The organism is Bradyrhizobium sp. LM2.9 (assembly GCF_054056555.1).
Genome location: NZ_JBSRYJ010000002.1, coordinates 2,707,924 through 2,724,898 on the forward strand (window position 1 = coordinate 2,707,924; position 16,975 = coordinate 2,724,898).

12 protein-coding genes and 4 pseudogenes are annotated in these 16,975 nt (G+C 63.9%); 4 read left to right on the forward strand and 12 right to left on the reverse strand.

Features of this window, described 5'->3' with window-relative positions:
• Nucleotides 1-112 precede the first annotated feature (112 nt).
• From ACVWW3_RS14585 to ACVWW3_RS14620, 8 genes and pseudogenes are all read right to left on the reverse strand, one after another.
• Nucleotides 113-1,028: pseudogene (locus tag ACVWW3_RS14585) on the reverse strand (DMT family transporter).
• An 80-nt stretch (nt 1,029-1,108) separates the two neighbouring features.
• Nucleotides 1,109-1,910: pseudogene (locus ACVWW3_RS14590) on the reverse strand (NUDIX hydrolase).
• A 5-nt stretch (nt 1,911-1,915) separates the two neighbouring features.
• Nucleotides 1,916-2,869: a dihydrodipicolinate synthase family protein gene (locus ACVWW3_RS14595; protein ID WP_456649517.1), complete on the reverse strand. Its 954-nt coding sequence runs from the start codon at nt 2,867-2,869 to the stop codon at nt 1,916-1,918.
• A 65-nt stretch (nt 2,870-2,934) separates the two neighbouring features.
• Nucleotides 2,935-3,813: an SDR family oxidoreductase gene (locus tag ACVWW3_RS14600; RefSeq protein ID WP_247445945.1), complete on the reverse strand. Its 879-nt coding sequence runs from the start codon at nt 3,811-3,813 to the stop codon at nt 2,935-2,937.
• Nucleotides 3,814-3,978: 165 nt separating this feature from the next.
• A complete protein-coding gene (locus ACVWW3_RS14605; protein ID WP_456649516.1) occupies nt 3,979-4,839 on the reverse strand; it encodes a MaoC/PaaZ C-terminal domain-containing protein in 861 nt (286 codons plus the stop codon).
• A gap of 149 nt (nt 4,840-4,988) precedes the next feature.
• Nucleotides 4,989-5,378, reverse strand: coding sequence for a Zn-ribbon domain-containing OB-fold protein (locus ACVWW3_RS14610; RefSeq protein WP_354104179.1), 390 nt, complete (start codon nt 5,376-5,378; stop codon nt 4,989-4,991).
• Nucleotides 5,378-6,535 (reverse strand): thiolase domain-containing protein, encoded by a 1,158-nt coding sequence (locus tag ACVWW3_RS14615; protein WP_456649515.1) that lies wholly within the window; start codon nt 6,533-6,535, stop codon nt 5,378-5,380. Before ACVWW3_RS14615 ends, ACVWW3_RS14610 begins: the two co-directional genes overlap by 1 nt.
• A gap of 427 nt (nt 6,536-6,962) precedes the next feature.
• Nucleotides 6,963-10,455: pseudogene (locus tag ACVWW3_RS14620) on the reverse strand (indolepyruvate ferredoxin oxidoreductase family protein).
• Nucleotides 10,456-10,736: 281 nt separating this feature from the next.
• Here ACVWW3_RS14620 and ACVWW3_RS14625 point away from each other — a divergent pair.
• A complete protein-coding gene (locus tag ACVWW3_RS14625; protein WP_354052114.1) occupies nt 10,737-11,963 on the forward strand; it encodes a c-type cytochrome in 1,227 nt (408 codons plus the stop codon).
• On the opposite strand, the gene ACVWW3_RS14630 is transcribed toward ACVWW3_RS14625, so the two are convergent.
• A complete protein-coding gene (locus tag ACVWW3_RS14630) occupies nt 11,964-12,614 on the reverse strand; it encodes a trimeric intracellular cation channel family protein (RefSeq protein WP_247341253.1) in 651 nt (216 codons plus the stop codon). It lies immediately after the preceding gene.
• Between the two features lie 165 nt (nt 12,615-12,779).
• On the opposite strand from ACVWW3_RS14630, the gene ACVWW3_RS14635 reads away from it, so the two are divergent.
• Entirely contained in the window at nt 12,780-13,175 is a 396-nt protein-coding gene (locus ACVWW3_RS14635) for a hypothetical protein (protein WP_247341251.1), read from the forward strand.
• Between the two features lie 115 nt (nt 13,176-13,290).
• On the opposite strand, the gene ACVWW3_RS14640 is transcribed toward ACVWW3_RS14635, so the two are convergent.
• From ACVWW3_RS14640 to ACVWW3_RS14650, 3 genes and pseudogenes are all read right to left on the reverse strand, one after another.
• Entirely contained in the window at nt 13,291-14,100 is an 810-nt protein-coding gene (locus ACVWW3_RS14640; RefSeq protein WP_354053360.1) for an isocitrate lyase/PEP mutase family protein, read from the reverse strand.
• Between the two features lie 51 nt (nt 14,101-14,151).
• Nucleotides 14,152-14,502 (reverse strand): antibiotic biosynthesis monooxygenase family protein, encoded by a 351-nt coding sequence (locus ACVWW3_RS14645; RefSeq protein WP_007603077.1) that lies wholly within the window; start codon nt 14,500-14,502, stop codon nt 14,152-14,154.
• A gap of 37 nt (nt 14,503-14,539) precedes the next feature.
• Nucleotides 14,540-14,849, reverse strand: a pseudogene (locus ACVWW3_RS14650) (NIPSNAP family protein).
• A gap of 161 nt (nt 14,850-15,010) precedes the next feature.
• Here ACVWW3_RS14650 and ACVWW3_RS14655 point away from each other — a divergent pair.
• Both ACVWW3_RS14655 and ACVWW3_RS14660 read left to right on the forward strand, forming a co-directional pair.
• On the forward strand, nt 15,011-15,709 hold the full coding sequence (locus ACVWW3_RS14655; RefSeq protein WP_247445950.1) for a winged helix-turn-helix domain-containing protein: 699 nt from the start codon (nt 15,011-15,013) through the stop codon (nt 15,707-15,709).
• 100 nt (nt 15,710-15,809) lie between these two features.
• Nucleotides 15,810-16,820 carry an alpha/beta fold hydrolase gene (locus ACVWW3_RS14660; protein WP_456649512.1) on the forward strand — a complete coding sequence of 337 codons (1,011 nt, stop codon included), beginning with the start codon at nt 15,810-15,812 and terminating at the stop codon, nt 16,818-16,820.
• The last annotated feature ends 155 nt before the right edge of the window (nt 16,821-16,975 follow it).

Consider the following 16,975-nt stretch of genomic DNA (forward strand, 5'->3'; position numbering starts at 1 on the left):
GACCGGGGCTGCTGGAGGCGCAATATACGACGTATTGCGGCCCCGGGGGAACACGCGTCAGCCGCCGAATATCCTTAATATTGCAGCCCGGTCGCCTTTCCTGGCCCCGGCTTTATGACGTTTTGACGCTGGCCGGCCGCCGGGCCGGGATAGTCATGGCGGCGACGCCGGAGGACGACGCAGGCAAGGCCGATCCAGGCGGTCCGGCTCAGGCTCTCGCCGAGGAAGGCGACGCTGATGGCAACCCCGATCGGCACGCGGAGATAGGCCTGCGCGGTGGTGCCGACCGAGCCCAGGGTCTGGATCAGGCGGAAATAGATCACGAAGGCCGCGGCGGTCGAGAAGGTCGCAAGCGCGAGCAGCGCCAGCACCGAGCTCTGGGAGGGAGACAGCGTCCAGGGCTGTTCAACGATCAGCGAGGCCGGGATCAGCGCCGCGGCCCCCGCCAGCAGCGAACCTGCCGCGGGCGCCATGGGATCGAGGCCTTTGAAGCCGCGGCCGAAGATCGCGGCGCATGCGTAACAGATGGTGGCGGCAACGATCGCGGCCTCCGCGACGAGACCGCTGCCGATATCATGGAAGGCATCGACGCCGACGATCAGCAGGATGCCGGCCATGCCGGCGACCACGCCGACCAGCTTTCGCGGTGTCGTCGTCTCGTGGCGGGTGACGACCGCCGTGAGCAGGAAGGTGAAGATCGGCCCGGCCGAGTTGAGGATGGTGGCGAGCGCGGCATCGACGTGGCGCTCGCCCCAGGCGATCAACGTCCAGGGGATCACGCTGTTGAGCACGGCCTGAAAGGCGAAGCGCTGCCAGGTCGCGGCATCCGTCGGCATCCTGATGCCCCGCGCCCACATGATCGCGAGCAGCAGCAGGCCCGCAATCGTGGTGCGCGCCGCGATCAGCGTGATCGGCGGGATGGTGGCGACGCCGAGCTTGATGAAGGTGTAGGAGCCGCCCCAGAGCGTTGCGAGCGCGAGCAGCAGCGCCAGCTCGACGGCGACGTTGTTGTCCTGCCGGTTGTCCATGTCGCGCGCTCCGTCCCGTTGTCAGGCACGGAACCTAGCGCGTCTGCCCTCGTCAATACTTCGCTTTGTATCGAAGTGTCCTAGCCGACCGCCCCGACCTCGAACACCTCGCCGTCATAGCCGGCCTCGCGGGGGATGCGGAGCTGGCGGCCGGTTTCGGTCTTGGTCATGACAGGCATCACCGTCACGACGGACATGCCGCGGGCGGACTCCAGCGCCGCGCTCACGCTCGACTGCTTGGCGAGCCGGATCAAATTACGTGTGGTCGGGAACGGCAGCTTGAAGCGGCCGCTCTCGCCGCCCTCAACTGCCTCGCGCGGGGAGACCCAGATCGAGTCGGTCGATTCCCGGCCGTCATGCGCGCCGAGCTGGTCGGGCGGGGCTGCGGCGAGGAAGAACCAGGTATCGAAACGTTTTGGCATGCCCTCGGGCGTGATCCAGTGCGCGTAAGGCAAGAGCGTATCGAGCGCGAGCTGGAGACCGTTGTCGGCCAGAATGCTCAGGAAGCTGACCTTGTGCTCGTTGAGCGCGACGCGATGCGCATCGGCGATCTCGCCGGCGCGCCTGGCGTCAACAGGCGTGCCCGAATCCTTGGACCGTGCCAGCAAAATGCCGCTCTCCTCAAAGGTCTCGCGGATCGCGGGCGATACGAAATCCGCGGTCCGATTCACTCAGGCCCTCGCCGCCCGAATACAGGTCGGAGCGCTTGACGATCTCCTGATCGCCGGCATCGACGCTGCCGCCGGGAAACACCAGCGCGCCCGAATTGAACTCGATCTGATGATGGCGGACCATCATGAAGACTTCGATTTCCTTCGCTGCTGCGCCGTCGCGCAGCAGGAGGATCGTCGACGCGGGACGTGATGCTGAGGCCTCGGCCATTCAACCTAACCTGCGGCGCTGGATTGCGGCCCAAGCTTGGCGCGCTTGTCGATTCGAGCGACGCGCGACAGCAGGTACTCGACCTCTGCCTTTGCCGCCGACGTGATGGTCGCGGCGGGCTTGCGCTGGGCGCTGGAGGCGATGATGCCGCGCCTCTGCAGCACGTATTTGCGCACGGCAAGGCCTGCACCCGGCTGCTGCTCGTAGCGGATCAGCGGCAGATGCGCGTCAAACAGATCATGCGCGGCGTCGCGCTTGCCGGCCTTCGAGAGGTTCACGACATCGATCAGAAGCTCGGGGAAGGCGTAGCCGGTCATGGCGCCGTCGGCGCCGCGCTCCATCTCGAAATCAAGGAACGTGCCGCCATTGCCGCAGAGGATCGAGAGCGGTCGCAGCGAGCCGTCCTTCTGGAAGCTGCGCAGCGTCGAGATCTTTTCCAGGCCCGGCCAGTCCTCGTGCTTGAGCATCACGCAGTTTGGATTGTCCATGACGATCTTGCGGATCACGGCGGGGGTGAACACCACCATCAAGGTCAGCGGATAGTCCTGGAGTACCCAAGGCACGTCGGGACCGATCGCCTCGGCCGCCTGCTTGTAATAGCCGACGATCTGGTCGTCGGTGCGGAGCGAGGGCGGCGGCGCGATCATCACACCGGCCGCACCGGCGTCCATCGAGGCGTTGGCAAGTGAGCGCATGGTAGCAAAGCCCGGCGCGGAGACGCCGACGATCACCTGCATCTTCTTGGCACGCTTGACGAAGCGCACCGCCACCTGCTCGGCCTCGGCGGCATCGAGCTTCGGCGCCTCACCAAGGATGCCCAGCACTGTGACGCCGTCGCAGCCGACCTCCTCGTAAAAATCGGTCAAGCGGTCGATCGAGCGCTCGTCGATCCGGCCGTCGTCGTGGAACGGCGTCGGCGCGATTGCGAAGGTGCCCTTGGCGTCGGCAGTGAGTTTCATCAGTCCCTGTATCCTTTGTTCGTGATCCCCGGGCTCGCGCGTTGCGGGGTCCGGGAGACCATGGCCTAAAACCGTCGCGCGCCCATCTTGATCTGCTCCTCGGAGAAGAAGATCTCCTTGGCATGCTCAGCGATGTCCCGTGCGTTCCAGCCCGTGTGCGGTGGTTTCCAGCCGTCCATCTCCATCATCCGCATTTCGCGCACGCCGCGGGGCCCGGATACGCCCAGCACCTTGCCGGTCTGATCGCCCGACAAATCGCTGACCATGTATAGCACGGCCGGCGCGATGCCGTCCGGCCCCAGCGCCGCACCGGGGTTCTCCTTATAGCGGGGCAGGTCTGCGGTCATGCGGGTCAGCGCGCCCGGCGCGAGCGTCCAGATCCGGATGTTGTATTTCCGGCCCTCGATCGCCAGCACGTTGGACAGGCCCCAAATGCCGCCCTTGGCCGCGCCGTAATTGGTCTGGCCGAAATTGCCGATCAGGCCCGAGGTCGAGGAGGTGTTGACGATGACGCCGCCGCCGTTTTCCCGCATCCAGCGAAACACCGGCATCGTGCAACAAAAGGTCCCCTTCAGATGCACTTTGATGACCTTGTCCCAGTCGGACTCGCTGGCCTTGGAGAAGGTCTGATCGCGTAAAATGCCCGCATTGTTGACCAGGATGTCGGCGCGGCCAAAATGCTTGATGGCGTCGTCGAATAGCGACTGGCCCCCCTCCATGCTGGAGATGTCGGCGCCGTTGGCGACCGCCTTGCCGCCATCGGCCCTGATCGCGTCGACCACTGTCTGCGCCATCGACTTGTCGGCGCCGGAGCCGTCACGGGGGCCACCGAGATCGTTGACGACGACGGACGCCCCTTCCCGCGCAAACAGCTTTGCGTAGGCCTCACCGAGCCCCCCGCCCGCGCCGGTGATCAGCGCGACCTTGCCGTCAAGTAGTCCCATGGTGGCGTCTCCCTGTTGTTTTTTTGTGTCCCGGACGCGATGCAGCGTGCAACGCTGCGTCGCAGAGCCGGGACCCAGCTCTTTCTTTGCTTGGGCTCGCTAGACCCCGGCTCTGCAGCGCACCGCTGAAGAAGCGCTGCGCTGCGTCCGGGGCACGAGACCGCCCTAACCCAGCACCGTCTTGCCGTTCTTGATCACGGTGACGCCGCGCGACTTCACCTTGGCTTCGAACGAGATCGTGTTGCCGTCCTTCCAGAGGTCCATTGTCACGGTCTCGCCGGGATAGACCGGCGAGGAGAACCGCGCGACGTGCTGGCGGAAGGCGGAGGCGTCGTAATCGGCATAGGTCTGGAGCACGCCGCGGCAGGTGATGCCGTAGGTGCACATGCCGTGCAGGATCGGGCGCGGGAAGCCGGCCTTCTTCGCAAATTCGGGATCGGAGTGCAGCGGGTTGCGGTCGCCGCAGAGGCGATAGACCAGCGCCTGGTCGGGGCGCGTGATGATGTCGATGGTCTTGTCGGGTGAGCGCGACGGGATCTTGTGCGGATCGGGTTGGGTCAGGTTCGGCCCGCCAAACCCGCCATCGCCGCGGGCGAAGCGCGAGGCGACCAGCGTTGCCAGCTTCTCGCCCTTCTCGTTCTTGAGCACGGTCTGATGGCTGATGACGACGCCCTTGTCCTTGCCCTTATCGTAGACTTCGACGACGGAGGAATCGGCGGTGATGTGCGCGGCGACCGGCAGCGGCTGGTGGAAGGTGATGTCGCGCTCACCGTCGACCACCATCACGCGATTGAGGTTCATTTCGCCGGGCCCAGCGCCCCACGCCGCAACGGAGGCGAACGTCGGCACGACCTTGAGCGGCCGCGGCGTCAACGTGCCCTCGTTGACGAAGGCAAGCTCGTTCTCGTCCATCGGATCGGCGCCGAGACCGATGCCGTAGGCGTAGAGCATGACTTCGCGATCGCTGTAGGCGTATTTCTGGCCGATGTTTTTCAGGCCTTTGAGCTCTTCGTATCTGGCGGACATTTTGTTTGTTTCCTTCCGGATGGTTCTCATCCCCATGGTGAGGAGGCGCTCTTGCGCCGTCTCGAACCATGAGGATGCCCGAAACGCTTTCTTTGTCGTGGCCATCCTTCGAGACGCTTGCTTCGCAAGCCCTCAGGATGAGGACCGTCTTACGCCGGCGTAAAGAACGGCAGCGGCGCGCCGTCGGTCGGCTTGAACACCACCTTCACCTTCTGGCCGATCTTCAGCTTCTCGAGATCGCAATCGACGAAGTTGGTCTGGAGCGAAGGTCCCTCCTTCAGCGTGACGTAACCGATTGCGTAAGGACCGGTCGGCGACTTCCGCATCAAGCTGTAAGTGTAGATCGTGGCTTCGCCCGAACTCTCCTCCCACACCGTCTTGTCCGAATAACAGAACGGGCAGATCGCGCGCGGGAAGTAGTGCGCTTCGCCGCAGGCGGTGCAGCGCTTGATCATGAACTTGCCCTCTTTGGCTGCGTCCCAGAACGCGGCGGTCTCGGGGTTCGTCGCCGGGGCCGGATATTTCTTTGTCTCGCTCATCACACGCGCTCCAGAATAGCAGTCGAGGCAGCGTGGCGCACGCCCAGCAATCCGCCGGTGCCGTGGGCGATCGCGAGATCGCAGTTTTGAACCTGCACCTTCGGATGCGCCTCACCGCGCAACTGCCGGACCGCCTCAAGGATCTTGGTCATGCCGCCGCGGTTGACGGGATGATTGCTGCAGAGGCCGCCGCCGTCGGTGTTGAACGGCAGCTTGCCGACGCCCGAGATCAGATTGCCGTCGGCGACGAACTTGCCGCCCTCGCCTTTCTTGCAGAAGCCAAGGTCTTCGAGTTGCATCAGCACGGTGATGGTGAAGCTGTCGTAGATCGAGGCGTACTTGATGTCCTTCGGCGTGATGCTGGCTTCCTCGAACGCACGCGGGCCGGACCAGATCCCGGCGGAGTAAGTGAGGTCGAGATCCTTGCCGCCGCGCGGGCCCTTCATGGCCTCGCCATGTCCGATCAGTCTGACCAGCGGCTTCTTCAGGCTCTTGGCGATCTCGGGCGTGGTCACGATCAGCGCACCGCCGCCATCAGAGACGACGCAGCAGTCCATGCGATGCAGCGGATCTGAGATCATCGGCGAGTTCAGCACGTCCTCGACGGTGACGACATCCTTGAGCATCGCATGCGGATTGTATTGCGCGTGATGCGAAGCCGCGACCTTGATCCAGGCGAGCTGCTCGCTCGTGGTGCCATAGTCGTGCATGTGGCGCATGGCACACATGCCGTAGGCATTGTGCGTGGTCGCGCCGTAAGCCATCTCGAAATCGGCCTCGGCGCCGGCCGCACGCGGCGGCATCGCCCCGGTGCGCGGTTTCCCTGCCAGCGTGATCAGCGCGATCGAGCACTTGCCCGCGGCGATCGCCTCGGCGGCGTGGCCGAGATGGATGATGTAGGAACAGCCGCCGGTTTCGGTGGAATCGACGTGGCGGAGCTTTTTGGTATTCAGGCCGAGATAATCGACCATCGGCCAGGCGCCGCCGGGCGCATCGCCCGCGCAGAAATAGCCGTCGACATCGTCCTTGCTGAGCCCGGCATCCTCGATCGCGCCCTTGGCGACCTCGGCATGAAGCTGAGCGGTGGATTTGTCCGGCGCATGCCGGGTCGGGTGTTCAAAAATCCCGGCAATGTAGGCCTTGCCCTTGATGGTCAAAACTTCAGGTCTCCGCTGGCGTTTCTTCTTGCTCCGTTTTTCTGAACCGCGGTGGCCTGATTGGCAAGCGCGGAAATATTCCGTCGGGCGAGAGGGTGGCGGCTTGGCGCAAATGATGCGCCCGTGTCCCGGACGCGCTGCAACGCCTCAACGTTGCCGCGCAGAGCCGGGACCCATGTGGCCACGCAAATCGTTGCGACATGTGCCCCGGCTCTGCAGCGCACCGCTAAAGAAAACGCTGCGCTGCGTCCGGGGCACGAGAGCTTCGTTCGGTCCAAGTCGTAAAGGTGTTTTGCCCGACTGCACAAGCGGTTTCGTTTTATCGAAAACCCGTTTTTATCGAAAACAACCCCATGCACAGTAGAACGGTGGTTGATTTCACACAGGATTTCGCAGGGTGGGTTAAGCGAACCCACCCTGCGAAGTTCTATTCCGCCGCGATCTGCCTCGGCGCGGGCGGCGGGTTCGCCAAATCCGCGGCGAGCTGGGCGTAGCGGGCCTTGGCGTCCGCGACGGCCTTCTCCTTGACCGGGCCGTAGCCGCGGATGCGGTCGGGCAACGAGAGCAGCTCCACCGCGGTGTCGATCGTGAGCGGCGACAACAGGCCGAGCACAGTGGCGACGTCCTTCTCGTAGCCGGTGATCAGGTCGCGTTCGAGCTTGCGGTCGGCGCTGCGGCCGAAGATGTCGAGCGGCGTGCCGCGCAGCACCTTGAATTTCGCCAGCACGCGGAACACCGGAAGCATCCACGGGCCGAACGCGCGCTTCTTCGGGCGGCCGAGCGCATCGACGCCACGGCTAAGGATCGGCGGTGCCAGATTGAAGCTGAACTTGAAGTCGCCCTCGAACTGGTCGCGGAGCTGCTTTTCGAAAGCACCGTCGGTGAAGAGGCGCGCGACTTCGTATTCGTCCTTGTAGGCCAGCAGCTTGGCGTAGTTGACCGCGACGGCGCGGGTCAGCGCCTCGTCATAGCCGCCCTGCCTGGCGGCTTCGCTGACTTGGTCCACCAGTTTGCGGTAGCGCTTGGCCAGCCGGCCGTTCTGATAGGCGGTGAGATGCTTGGCGCGGTGCTCGACGATCTCGTCGAGCGTCATTGCGTCCAGTGTCTTGGGCGCGATGACCTCGTCCGTTCCCTTCAACATACCGGCGAGACGCTGGGGGTCCGCGACCGCGAGACGGCCGAGGCGGAAAGCTTCCTTGTTCATCTTGATCGAGACGCCGTTGACCTCGATCGCCTGCTCGATCGACTCCGCTGACAACGGCAAGAGCCCCTTCTGATAGGCGTAGCCCATCATCATCATGTTGGTGGCGATGCTGTCGCCGAGCAGCTGCTCTGCCGGCTTGGTGAAGTCGAAGAACACGGAGTCCTTGTGCAGCGCCGTTTCCAGCAACCCATTCAACTTGCGGGTCTGGAAGTTGAAGTCGCGATTGAGGACGAAGTCGGCGGTGGGAATGACGTGGCTGTTGATGATGCCGCGGGTGCGGCTGGTGTCGCAGAGCGAGATCGTGTCCTTGGCGACCGCGACCACCTCATCGGCGGCGAGCACGACATCGGCCGTGCCTGTGACGATGCGCGAGCAAGTCACCTCGGCCGGATGGTCGGACAGGCGCACATGGCTGAGCACCGCCCCACCCCTTCTGCGCGAGACCGGACATGTCGAGGATCATCGAGGCCTTGCCCTCGATATGGGCGGCCATGCCGAGCAGCGCGCCGATGGTCAGCACGCCGGTACCGCCGACGCCGCCGACCGCAATGTTGTAGGGCTTGTCCAAATTGGGGCGCGACGCCGGCTCAGGCAGATCGCCGATATCGCCGACGCCCGCCGGCGCGCGCTTGCGCATCTTGCCACCATCGACGGTGACGAAGGACGGGCAAAAGCCCTTTACGCAGGAATAATCCTTATTGCAGGTCGACTGGTTGATGGCGCGCTTGCGGCCGAACTCGGTCTCCAGCGGCTCGACCGAAATGCAGTTCGATTGCACCGAGCAATCGCCGCAGCCTTCGCACACCGCGGGATTGATGAGCACACGGCGTGCCGGATCCTCCAGTGTGCCGCGCTTGCGGCGGCGGCGCTTCTCGGCGGCGCAGGTCTGCACGAAGACGATCGCGGAGGCGCCCTTGACCTTGCGCAGCGTTTTCTGGACCGCGTCGAGCTCGTCACGATGCGCGGTCTTGACGCCGGGCGCGATCTCGCTCGCCGGATAGGCGTCGGGATTTTCCGAGACCAGATAGATCTCGCGGATGCCTTCGCTGTGGAGCTGGAAGGTGATCTGCTGGGGCGACAATTCGCCGTCGACATGCTGGCCGCCGGTCATCGCGGTCGCGTCGTTATAGAGGATCTTGTAGGTGATGTTGGCGCCGGAGGCGACCGCCTGGCGGATCGCGAGGCTGCCGGAGTGGAAATACGTGCCGTCGCCGAGATTGGCGAACACGTGCTCTTCCTTGGTAAAGGGGGCAACGCCGACCCACGGCACGCCCTCGCCGCCCATATGGGTGAAGGTCTCGGTGGAGCGATCCATCCACAACGCCATGAAGTGGCAGCCGATGCCGGCAAAGGCGCGACTGCCTTCGGGCACCTTGGTCGAGGTGTTGTGCGGACAGCCGGAGCAGAAATACGGGGTGCGGGCGACAGGCGCGGTCGCCTGCATTTGCGAAGCCTGGCGGCCGTTGAACCAATCGGCCTTGGCACGCAGCATCGTTGCAATTTCGGGATTGAGATCAAGTCGAAGCAGACGCTCGGTCAGCGAACTGGCCAAAGAGGCGACGCTGAGTTCTTCGGCAAAGGGAAGGAAGCGCTTGTCGTGATCGTCCATCTTGCCGATGATGCGGGGACGGACATCGTCGCGCCAGTTGAACAGCTCCTGCTTCACTTGATTCTCGACGATCTCGCGGCGCTCTTCGATGATGAAGATTTCCTCGAGGCCTACAGCGAATTGCCTGACGCCTTCCGGCTCCAGAGGCCAGGGCATGCCGATCTTGTACAATCGAAGTCCGATCTTGGCCGCGACCTCGGGTGTGATGCCGAGCTCACGCAGCGCCTGCCGGATATCCTCGTAGCTCTTGCCGGACGCCATGATGCCATAGCGGGCGTTCGGCGAATCCATGGTGATGCGGTTGACCTTGTTGGCACGCGCAAAGGCGATCGCGGCAAAACCCTTGTAGTCCTGCAGCCGGCGGTCCTGGGCAAAGCGGTCGTCGGGCCAGCGCAGATTGAGGCCACCCTCGGGCATCTCGAAATCGGTCGGGATCACGAACGGCGTCATCTCGTCCGTGAGGTCGATCTCGGCGGTGGTCTCCACCGTCTCCGTGATCACCTTCATGCCGACCCAGCAGCCCGAGTAGCGCGACATCGCGATACCGAGCAGGCCCATCTCGATCATCTCGTGGACGCTCGAGGGGTAGAGATAGGGCATCAGCGCCGACATGAAGGCGTGGTCGGACTGATGCGGGACGGTGGAGGATTTTGCACCGTGGTCGTCGCCGGCGAGACACAAGACGCCGCCGTTCTTGGCGGAGCCAGCGGCATTGCCGTGACGGAACACGTCGCCGCAGCGATCGACGCCGGGACCCTTGCCGTACCAGATGCTGACCACGCCGTCATACTTGGCGCCGGGGGAGAGGTTGAGCTGCTGCGAGCCCCAGACCGCGGTCGCGGCCAGATCCTCGTTCACGCCGGGCTGGAACTTGATGTTGTACTGCTCGAGATGCTTGCGCGCGGCGAAGAGCTGCTGGTCATAGCCCCCGAGCGGCGAGCCGCGATAGCCGGAGATGAAGCCCGCGGTGTTCAGCCCCGCGGCACGGTCGCGCCGGATCTGGGCCATCGGCAGGCGGACCAACGCCTGAATGCCGGTTGTGAAAATATGTCCCGTGTCCTGGGTGTATTTCTGATCGAGACTGATCGGACCCTGGTTGATGCCCATTATGTCCTCTTCCGCCCTTTTGAGCGCTTGGCTGCTTAAGCCGTTGCCTGCCCGTTGTTTTTAGCTAGGGCGCGCCGACCATCTTTGCCACTCTATGTCGGATATTTCACGCTCCGCATCACAAATCTGGCCCAGAGACGGCGCCGGGTGATAATCGCAATTTCGTGGCTGCAATGGCATCGGCGATTGTCAATTTGTGTCACGATACCCCCGCCGTCGCGAAACGAATTGACGCCCCGGTCACGCGGCACGGCGTCGATGGGTCGCAGGAGAGGCTTTCGATGCGGACGATTCTGGCTGGCTTGGCTCTCGTGGGTCTGGCGTTGTGCAGTGCGGTTACGAGCGCGGCCCTCGCTTCAGAGCCGTCGCCGGAGCTGATCGCCTACGGCAAGGTGCTGGTTGAGGCCGGCGATTGTGCGGGCTGCCACACCGCCGATCCCGCAAAACCGTTCGCGGGCGGAAAACGCATCGACACGCCCTTTGGCGCAATCTACGCGCCGAACCTGACCCCGGACCGCGACACCGGCATCGGCGCCTGGACGGATGCCGATTTTACCCGCGCTGTGCGCACCGGCGTCGCACCCGACGGCTCGAACTATTATCCGGCGTTCCCCTATCCCTATTTCACGCGGATGACGAAAGACGACACGCTGGCGATCCGGGCCTATCTCGGAACGCTCGCGGCCGTCACGAGCCGGAACAAGCCACCGGAGCTACGCTGGCCGTTCGGCTATCGCGGCCTGATGCGGATCTGGAACATGGTGTATTTCAAGCCCGGCTTGTTCGAGCCGGACCAGAGCCAGAGCGCGGCGTGGAATCGGGGCGGCTATCTCGTCACCGGGCTCGGCCATTGCGGCGCCTGCCATACGCCGAAGAACTATTTTGGCGCGGACAAGCAGGCGCAAGCACTCTCGGGCAACAAGGTCGGCGGCTGGTACGCACCAAGGCTCGATGGCGCTCCCCGCGCCGGGCTGAAGTCGTGGAGCGTCGAGGACATCACCGAATATCTTCAGAGCGGGCGCAACGCCAGGAGCCATGCCGGCGGGCTGATGGCGGAGGTGGTCGTCAACTCGACCTCGAAAATGAGCGATGCCGATGTGCGTGCGATCGCGGTTTACCTGAAGGGCCTGCCGCCGGCACGGCGCGAGACGATCGTGACGCCGCCTGACGATGCCGAGATGAAGGCCGGCCAAGCGGTCTACGCCAAACTCTGCATTGCCTGCCACGAGGCCGACGGCTCCGGCGCGCCGCGCATCTATCCGCCGCTGCCTGGCAACGCGCTGCTGCAATCGGTCAATCCGTCCTCGACCTTGCGCATCATCCTCGACGGCGCCCACACCGTGACAACGCGGCGCGCGCCCAACACCGGCGAGATGCCGGCCTATGGCAAGCAATTGTCCGACGAAGAGATCGCGGCGGTGACGAACTACATCCGCAATTCCTGGGGCAATGCCGCGCCGCTGGTCACGGCGTCACAGGTCGCCAAGGCGCGAAAGCAGGAGCCGTAGTCAGGGCTTTCGCTCCTCATCTTCCGTGAAGACGAATTTCGGCATCTCCCATTTGTAGCGCACCGCCAACAGGCGGAAGCTGATGCCGAGGATAAAGGTCAAAATGGTCCAGAGCTCGGTGTTGAGCTTGAGGCCAAAGGCGGTCGCATAGAACAAGCCGGTAACGACCGAGACGCTGGCGTAGAGCTCGGAGCGGAACAGCAGCGGCACGTCATTGCAGAGCACGTCGCGCAACACGCCGCCGGCGCAGCCGGTCACCATGCCGGAGACAATGACGATCGGCAGCGTGGCATCCATCTGCCAGGCGATATCGCAGCCCGTCATGGTGAAGACGACGAGGCCGATGGCATCGAGCACGATGAAGGCCACCTTCAGCCGGTGCACGAGGCGCGCCATCAGGATGGTGAGGAAAGCGGCGCCGCCGGCCAGCGCGAGGTAGATTGGGTTTTGCACCCAGGCCAGCGGATAGTGACCCAGGAAGAGATCGCGCAAGGTGCCGCCGCCGAGCGCCGTGATGCAGCCGAGGAAGCAGACGCCGAGCCAGTCCATGCTGCGGCGGCCGGCTGCGAGCGCGGCGCTCATGCCTTGCGCTGCGACCGCGACCAGCGACAGCAGGTGCAGCACGCTATCGCTCGGCGGCAAGCTCCACATCGTTCAGTTCCTTCCTATGCCACGGAACTTACGCTTCGGGTTCCCAGGCGAACAGGTTCCCGATTCCCGGCATGGGGGCAACATGCGACGAAAGCATAATGGGGAATGGAACAGAATCTCGCACCTGAGGGTTGTCCGAGCGCAATAATCGAGGAGACCAAATCGATGGCTGACGACCGTTTTACCAACGATCCGTATCGCCCGAATCTCGCCGATGATGAGTATCGCAACGCGGCGCGACGGGATGCCCAGCTTCAGGCCGATCCCGAGCTTGGTGAAGGCCCTGCCTCCAGCGGCAAGGTTGCGATGTTTGCAGTAGCAATTGCGCTGGTGCTGGGTGCCGTATTCTACGGCCTGAACAACACACACACCGGCAACGAGGCGAGCAACGCGCCGGCGACGCAGACTGCGCAGCAGGCGCCGTCGGCCAATCCGGCGGCACCTCCCGGCATGCGCGACGTGACGCCGCCGCGCACCAACACCGGGCCTGGCGTGACCACAGGCGCCGCGCCGAGTAAGCCGGCCCCGGATACCCAGAAGCCGTCTGACGGCGCGAAGTAACGATTTGCAACAACATGCAACAGCGGCGGGACTCACGTCCCGCCGTTTTCGTTTGCCTCTACCGTCTGAGCATGATCTTTTCGGAGAACCGCTGCACACTTCTCCGGATCATGCTCTAGCTGAACATCTTGTTGAGCTCGCCGCCGGGATAGCCGCTCCCGAGTTCCGCGAAGGTGCCCTTCTCCGCCATTTCCTTGGCGGCCCGCATGAAGCCGCCCCAGGCGGCGCGCGCGAGTGAACCGCCGACGCTGATCCGGCGCACACCGAGATCGGCCGCTTCCTGCAATGACAGCCCGGAGCCGCCGATCAACAGGTTGAACGGTTTGGGATGCACCGCCTTCACCACCGCGGCGATGTCCTCACGGCTCTTCAGGCCCGGCGCGTAAAGGCAATCGGCGCCGGCATCGGCGTAAGCGGCGAGCCGGTCGATAACGAGCTTGAGGTCCGTCACGCCCCACAGATATGCCTCGCAGCGGCCCACCAGCAGGGTGTTGCTGTCACCGATCGCCTTGCGCGAAGCCCTGATACGCTCGACCGCGAGCGCGCGCTCGTAGATCGGCTTGTCCTTGTCGCCGGTGGAGTCCTCGATCGAGAGACCGGCAACGCCGGTGCGCACGCAGCGCTCGACATTGTCCGCGACCTTGTCGGGTTCGACCGCGAAGCCGCCCTCGAAATCGGCGTTGACGGGGATGTCGACGGAGGAGCTCAATGCTGCCAGATGCTGACAGACGTCCTCGACCGAGACGCGGTTGTCGGCCTTGCCGACGGTCCATGCAAAGCCCGCGCTCGACGACGCAAGCGCCTTGAAACCGAGATGCTGCAACGCTTTGGCGCTGCCGACGTCGACCGGATTGGGCAGGATGAAACAGCCGCTCTCGTGCAGCTTCCTGAAGGTCGCGCGCTTGTCAGCAATTGTCACCTGCATGTTTTTCTCCCTTGTTGATCGCGCAGAGATGGGGACGTGCCGCCGCGAGCGCTAGTGCGCGTCGTGCACCGCGCGGCTGTCCTTCGGCGCCTGCTCGCGATCATTCATGCTGTAGTCACGGATGACGCTGGCGATACGCAAATGATAATCGGCGAAGATTTTTGCGCGGCCCTTCGCTTGCGTGCGCCGGTGCTCCATCGTGTTGCGCCACGCCTGAACCGCCGCCTCATCCCGCCAGAACGATACCGACAGGATCTTGCCCTTGTCGGTCAGGCTCTCGAAACGCTCGACCGAGATGAAGCCGTCGATGGTTTGCAGGATGGGCTTGAGGTCGGCCGCGAGGTCGAAATAGTCCTGGCGGTGTTCCGGCTTCGGCCAAACCTCGAAGATCACGGCAATCATGGGCATCTCTCCTGTCATTGATGGCCTATAATACCACCTACAAGATCACTTGGCGCAAAAACGTGCGCTCTTCGGCGAGGATGAATTTGTGCTCCTCGGCGAAGTGGAAGTTTGCCATGCCTTCGGTATCCTGACGCAGCCGGGCGCGATAGGCCTCGTATGCGGCCAAGACTCTCGAAGCTGATCAGCGCAAACGCGATGTTGTTGGTGCCCTCGTGCGGCATGAAATAGCCGATCAAGTCGCCGCCGCATTTCGGGATGATGGTGAGCCAGCGCTTCGAATACTCCTCGAACTGCGCGCGCTTGAAAGGATCGAGCTGGTAGCGGACGAAGACGGTGACGGACATGATGAGCTCCTGTTTTCTTCGTCATTGCGAGCGAAGCGAAGCAATCCAGAGTGCCTCCGCGGAGACATGCTGGATTGCTTCGTCGCTTCGCTTCTCGCAATGACGACGTGGTGAAAGAATACGCGCTTGCCCGACCGCGATGCTTCGGCTATCATCGAAGTATGAAGTCAGGCCCAGACATTGCCATGATCGCCTCGCTGGTCGGCGATCCCGCCCGCGCCAACATGCTCACGGCGCTGATGAACGGCCGCGCGCTCACTGCGAGCGAGCTGGCGCAGGAGGCCGGCATCACGCCGCAGACCGCAAGCTCGCATCTTTCCAAGCTTGAGGCCGGTGGCCTCATCGAGCCGGAGAAACAGGGCCGCCACCGCTACTATCGCCTCACCGACGACGACGTCGCTGGCGTGCTCGAAGGCCTTGCGGGCCTCGCCGCGCGGACCGGCCATATGCGGGTGCGCACCGGGCCGAAGGATCCGGCGCTGCGGCGTGCGCGGATCTGCTACGACCATCTCGCCGGCGATCTCGGCGTGCAGATGCTCGACACCCTGCGCGCGCAAAACCTAGTCAGGCAGAAGAAGCAGGACATCGAGCTGACGGCGGAGGGCGAGCGCTTCCTGGCCAAGCATTTGCAGATCTCGCCCGACATGCTCACCCATCCGCGCCGGCCGGTCTGCAAGGCCTGCCTCGACTGGAGCGAGCGGCGCCACCATCTCGCCGGTACGCTTGGTGCCGCCATGATGCAACGTTTCGCCGAGCTGAAATGGGCCGCCCGCGACGCCACGCCCGGCAGCCGCGTGGTGAATTTTACGCGCACCGGCGAGAAGCAGTTTGCGGCGTTGTTCGGTGATGGGCGGGAATAAACACAAGTCCGTGTGAACGACGTCTCTCGTCGTGGCCGGGCTTGACCCGGCCATCCACGTGTTTATGCGAACGATCGTTCCCTGACCTTCAGAGACTCCCATGAACCGCTTCGCTTTGGCCGCGCTCGCCGCCGCCCTCATCGCCTCTCCGCTCACCTCCACTCGCGCCGCCGACACCGCCTCGCGCGAGCCCTACGGCGTCGCGCTCGAAGGCTTTGCCTATCCCTACCCCGTGCAATTGCTGCCTGTGACCAATGACGGCGAGCAGCTCAGCATGGCCTATATGGATGTTGCGGCTGCGCGGCCGAACGGCCGCACCGTGGTGCTGCTGCATGGGCGCAATTTCCCGTCGAGCTATTGGGCGCCTGTCATCAAGATGCTGAGCGAGGCCGGTTTCCGCGTCGTGGTGCCGGACCAGATCGGCTTCGGCAAATCCTCCAAGCCGACGGGTGAGCTGCATTTCGACACACTGGCACGCAATACGATGGCGCTACTCGATCATCTCAAGATCGAAAAAGCGGAGATCGTCGCCCATTCGCTCGGGGGCATGCTGGGCGTGCGCATCGCCCGCGCCTATCCCGACCGCGTCGCTCACCTTGTTCTGACGGCCCCAATTGGGCTGGAAGACTACCGCCTCTACGTGCCGCCGACACCGACCGAGAAGATTTTCCAGACCGAAGACAAGCTCACGGCCGAAGGCTATCGCAAGCAGCTCCAGACCAATTACGCGATCAAGCTGCCGCCGGACGCGATCACGCCGTTCATCGACGCCCGCTTCAACATCAAGGGCAGTCCTGATTATCCACGCTGGCTGCGCGCCTTTGTCAGCTCCGGCCAGATGATCTATCGCGAGCCGGTGGCGCACGAGGTCGCGCTGATCACCGAGCCGACGCTGTTCATCATGGGTGCCGACGACCACAACGCACCGGGCCGACCGAACGCACCGGAGGCGCTGCGCGCGAAAATGGGGCAGAACGCCGAACTGGCTAAGGCACTGGCTGCGAAGATGCCGAACGCGCGGGCCGAGGTGATCCCGGACACCGGCCATCTCGTCTTCCTGGAATCACCGGAGAAGTACAAGGAGCTGGTCCTGGGCTTTCTCGGCCGCTAACGCCATTGCCGTCGCCTGAGGCCGCCTGCGGGGAATGTTCATGCCGCATTCAGGTCATGATTGGCAGATCTGCGTCGCGTCGTGTCGGCATGTTGCGAGCTTTAACGTGTCGAATCGTGTCTTTTGATTCATTGTGCGCCGAAAGCGCCAAGCCC

Excerpts from the sequence above, each read along its gene's own strand:
- ACVWW3_RS14595 (WP_456649517.1), bottom strand. The coding sequence starts at position 2,869 with ATGAAACTCACTGCCGACGCCAAGGGCACCTTCGCAATCGCGCCGACG.
- ACVWW3_RS14600 (WP_247445945.1), bottom strand. The coding sequence starts at position 3,813 with ATGGGACTACTTGACGGCAAGGTCGCGCTGATCACCGGCGCGGGCGGG.
- ACVWW3_RS14605 (WP_456649516.1), bottom strand. The coding sequence starts at position 4,839 with ATGTCCGCCAGATACGAAGAGCTCAAAGGCCTGAAAAACATCGGCCAG.
- ACVWW3_RS14610 (WP_354104179.1), bottom strand. The coding sequence starts at position 5,378 with ATGAGCGAGACAAAGAAATATCCGGCCCCGGCGACGAACCCCGAGACC.
- ACVWW3_RS14625 (WP_354052114.1), top strand. The coding sequence starts at position 10,737 with ATGCGGACGATTCTGGCTGGCTTGGCTCTCGTGGGTCTGGCGTTGTGC.
- ACVWW3_RS14630 (WP_247341253.1), bottom strand. The coding sequence starts at position 12,614 with ATGTGGAGCTTGCCGCCGAGCGATAGCGTGCTGCACCTGCTGTCGCTG.
- ACVWW3_RS14635 (WP_247341251.1), top strand. The coding sequence starts at position 12,780 with ATGGCTGACGACCGTTTTACCAACGATCCGTATCGCCCGAATCTCGCC.
- ACVWW3_RS14640 (WP_354053360.1), bottom strand. The coding sequence starts at position 14,100 with ATGCAGGTGACAATTGCTGACAAGCGCGCGACCTTCAGGAAGCTGCAC.
- ACVWW3_RS14645 (WP_007603077.1), bottom strand. The coding sequence starts at position 14,502 with ATGATTGCCGTGATCTTCGAGGTTTGGCCGAAGCCGGAACACCGCCAG.
- ACVWW3_RS14655 (WP_247445950.1), top strand. The coding sequence starts at position 15,011 with ATGAAGTCAGGCCCAGACATTGCCATGATCGCCTCGCTGGTCGGCGAT.
- ACVWW3_RS14660 (WP_456649512.1), top strand. The coding sequence starts at position 15,810 with ATGAACCGCTTCGCTTTGGCCGCGCTCGCCGCCGCCCTCATCGCCTCT.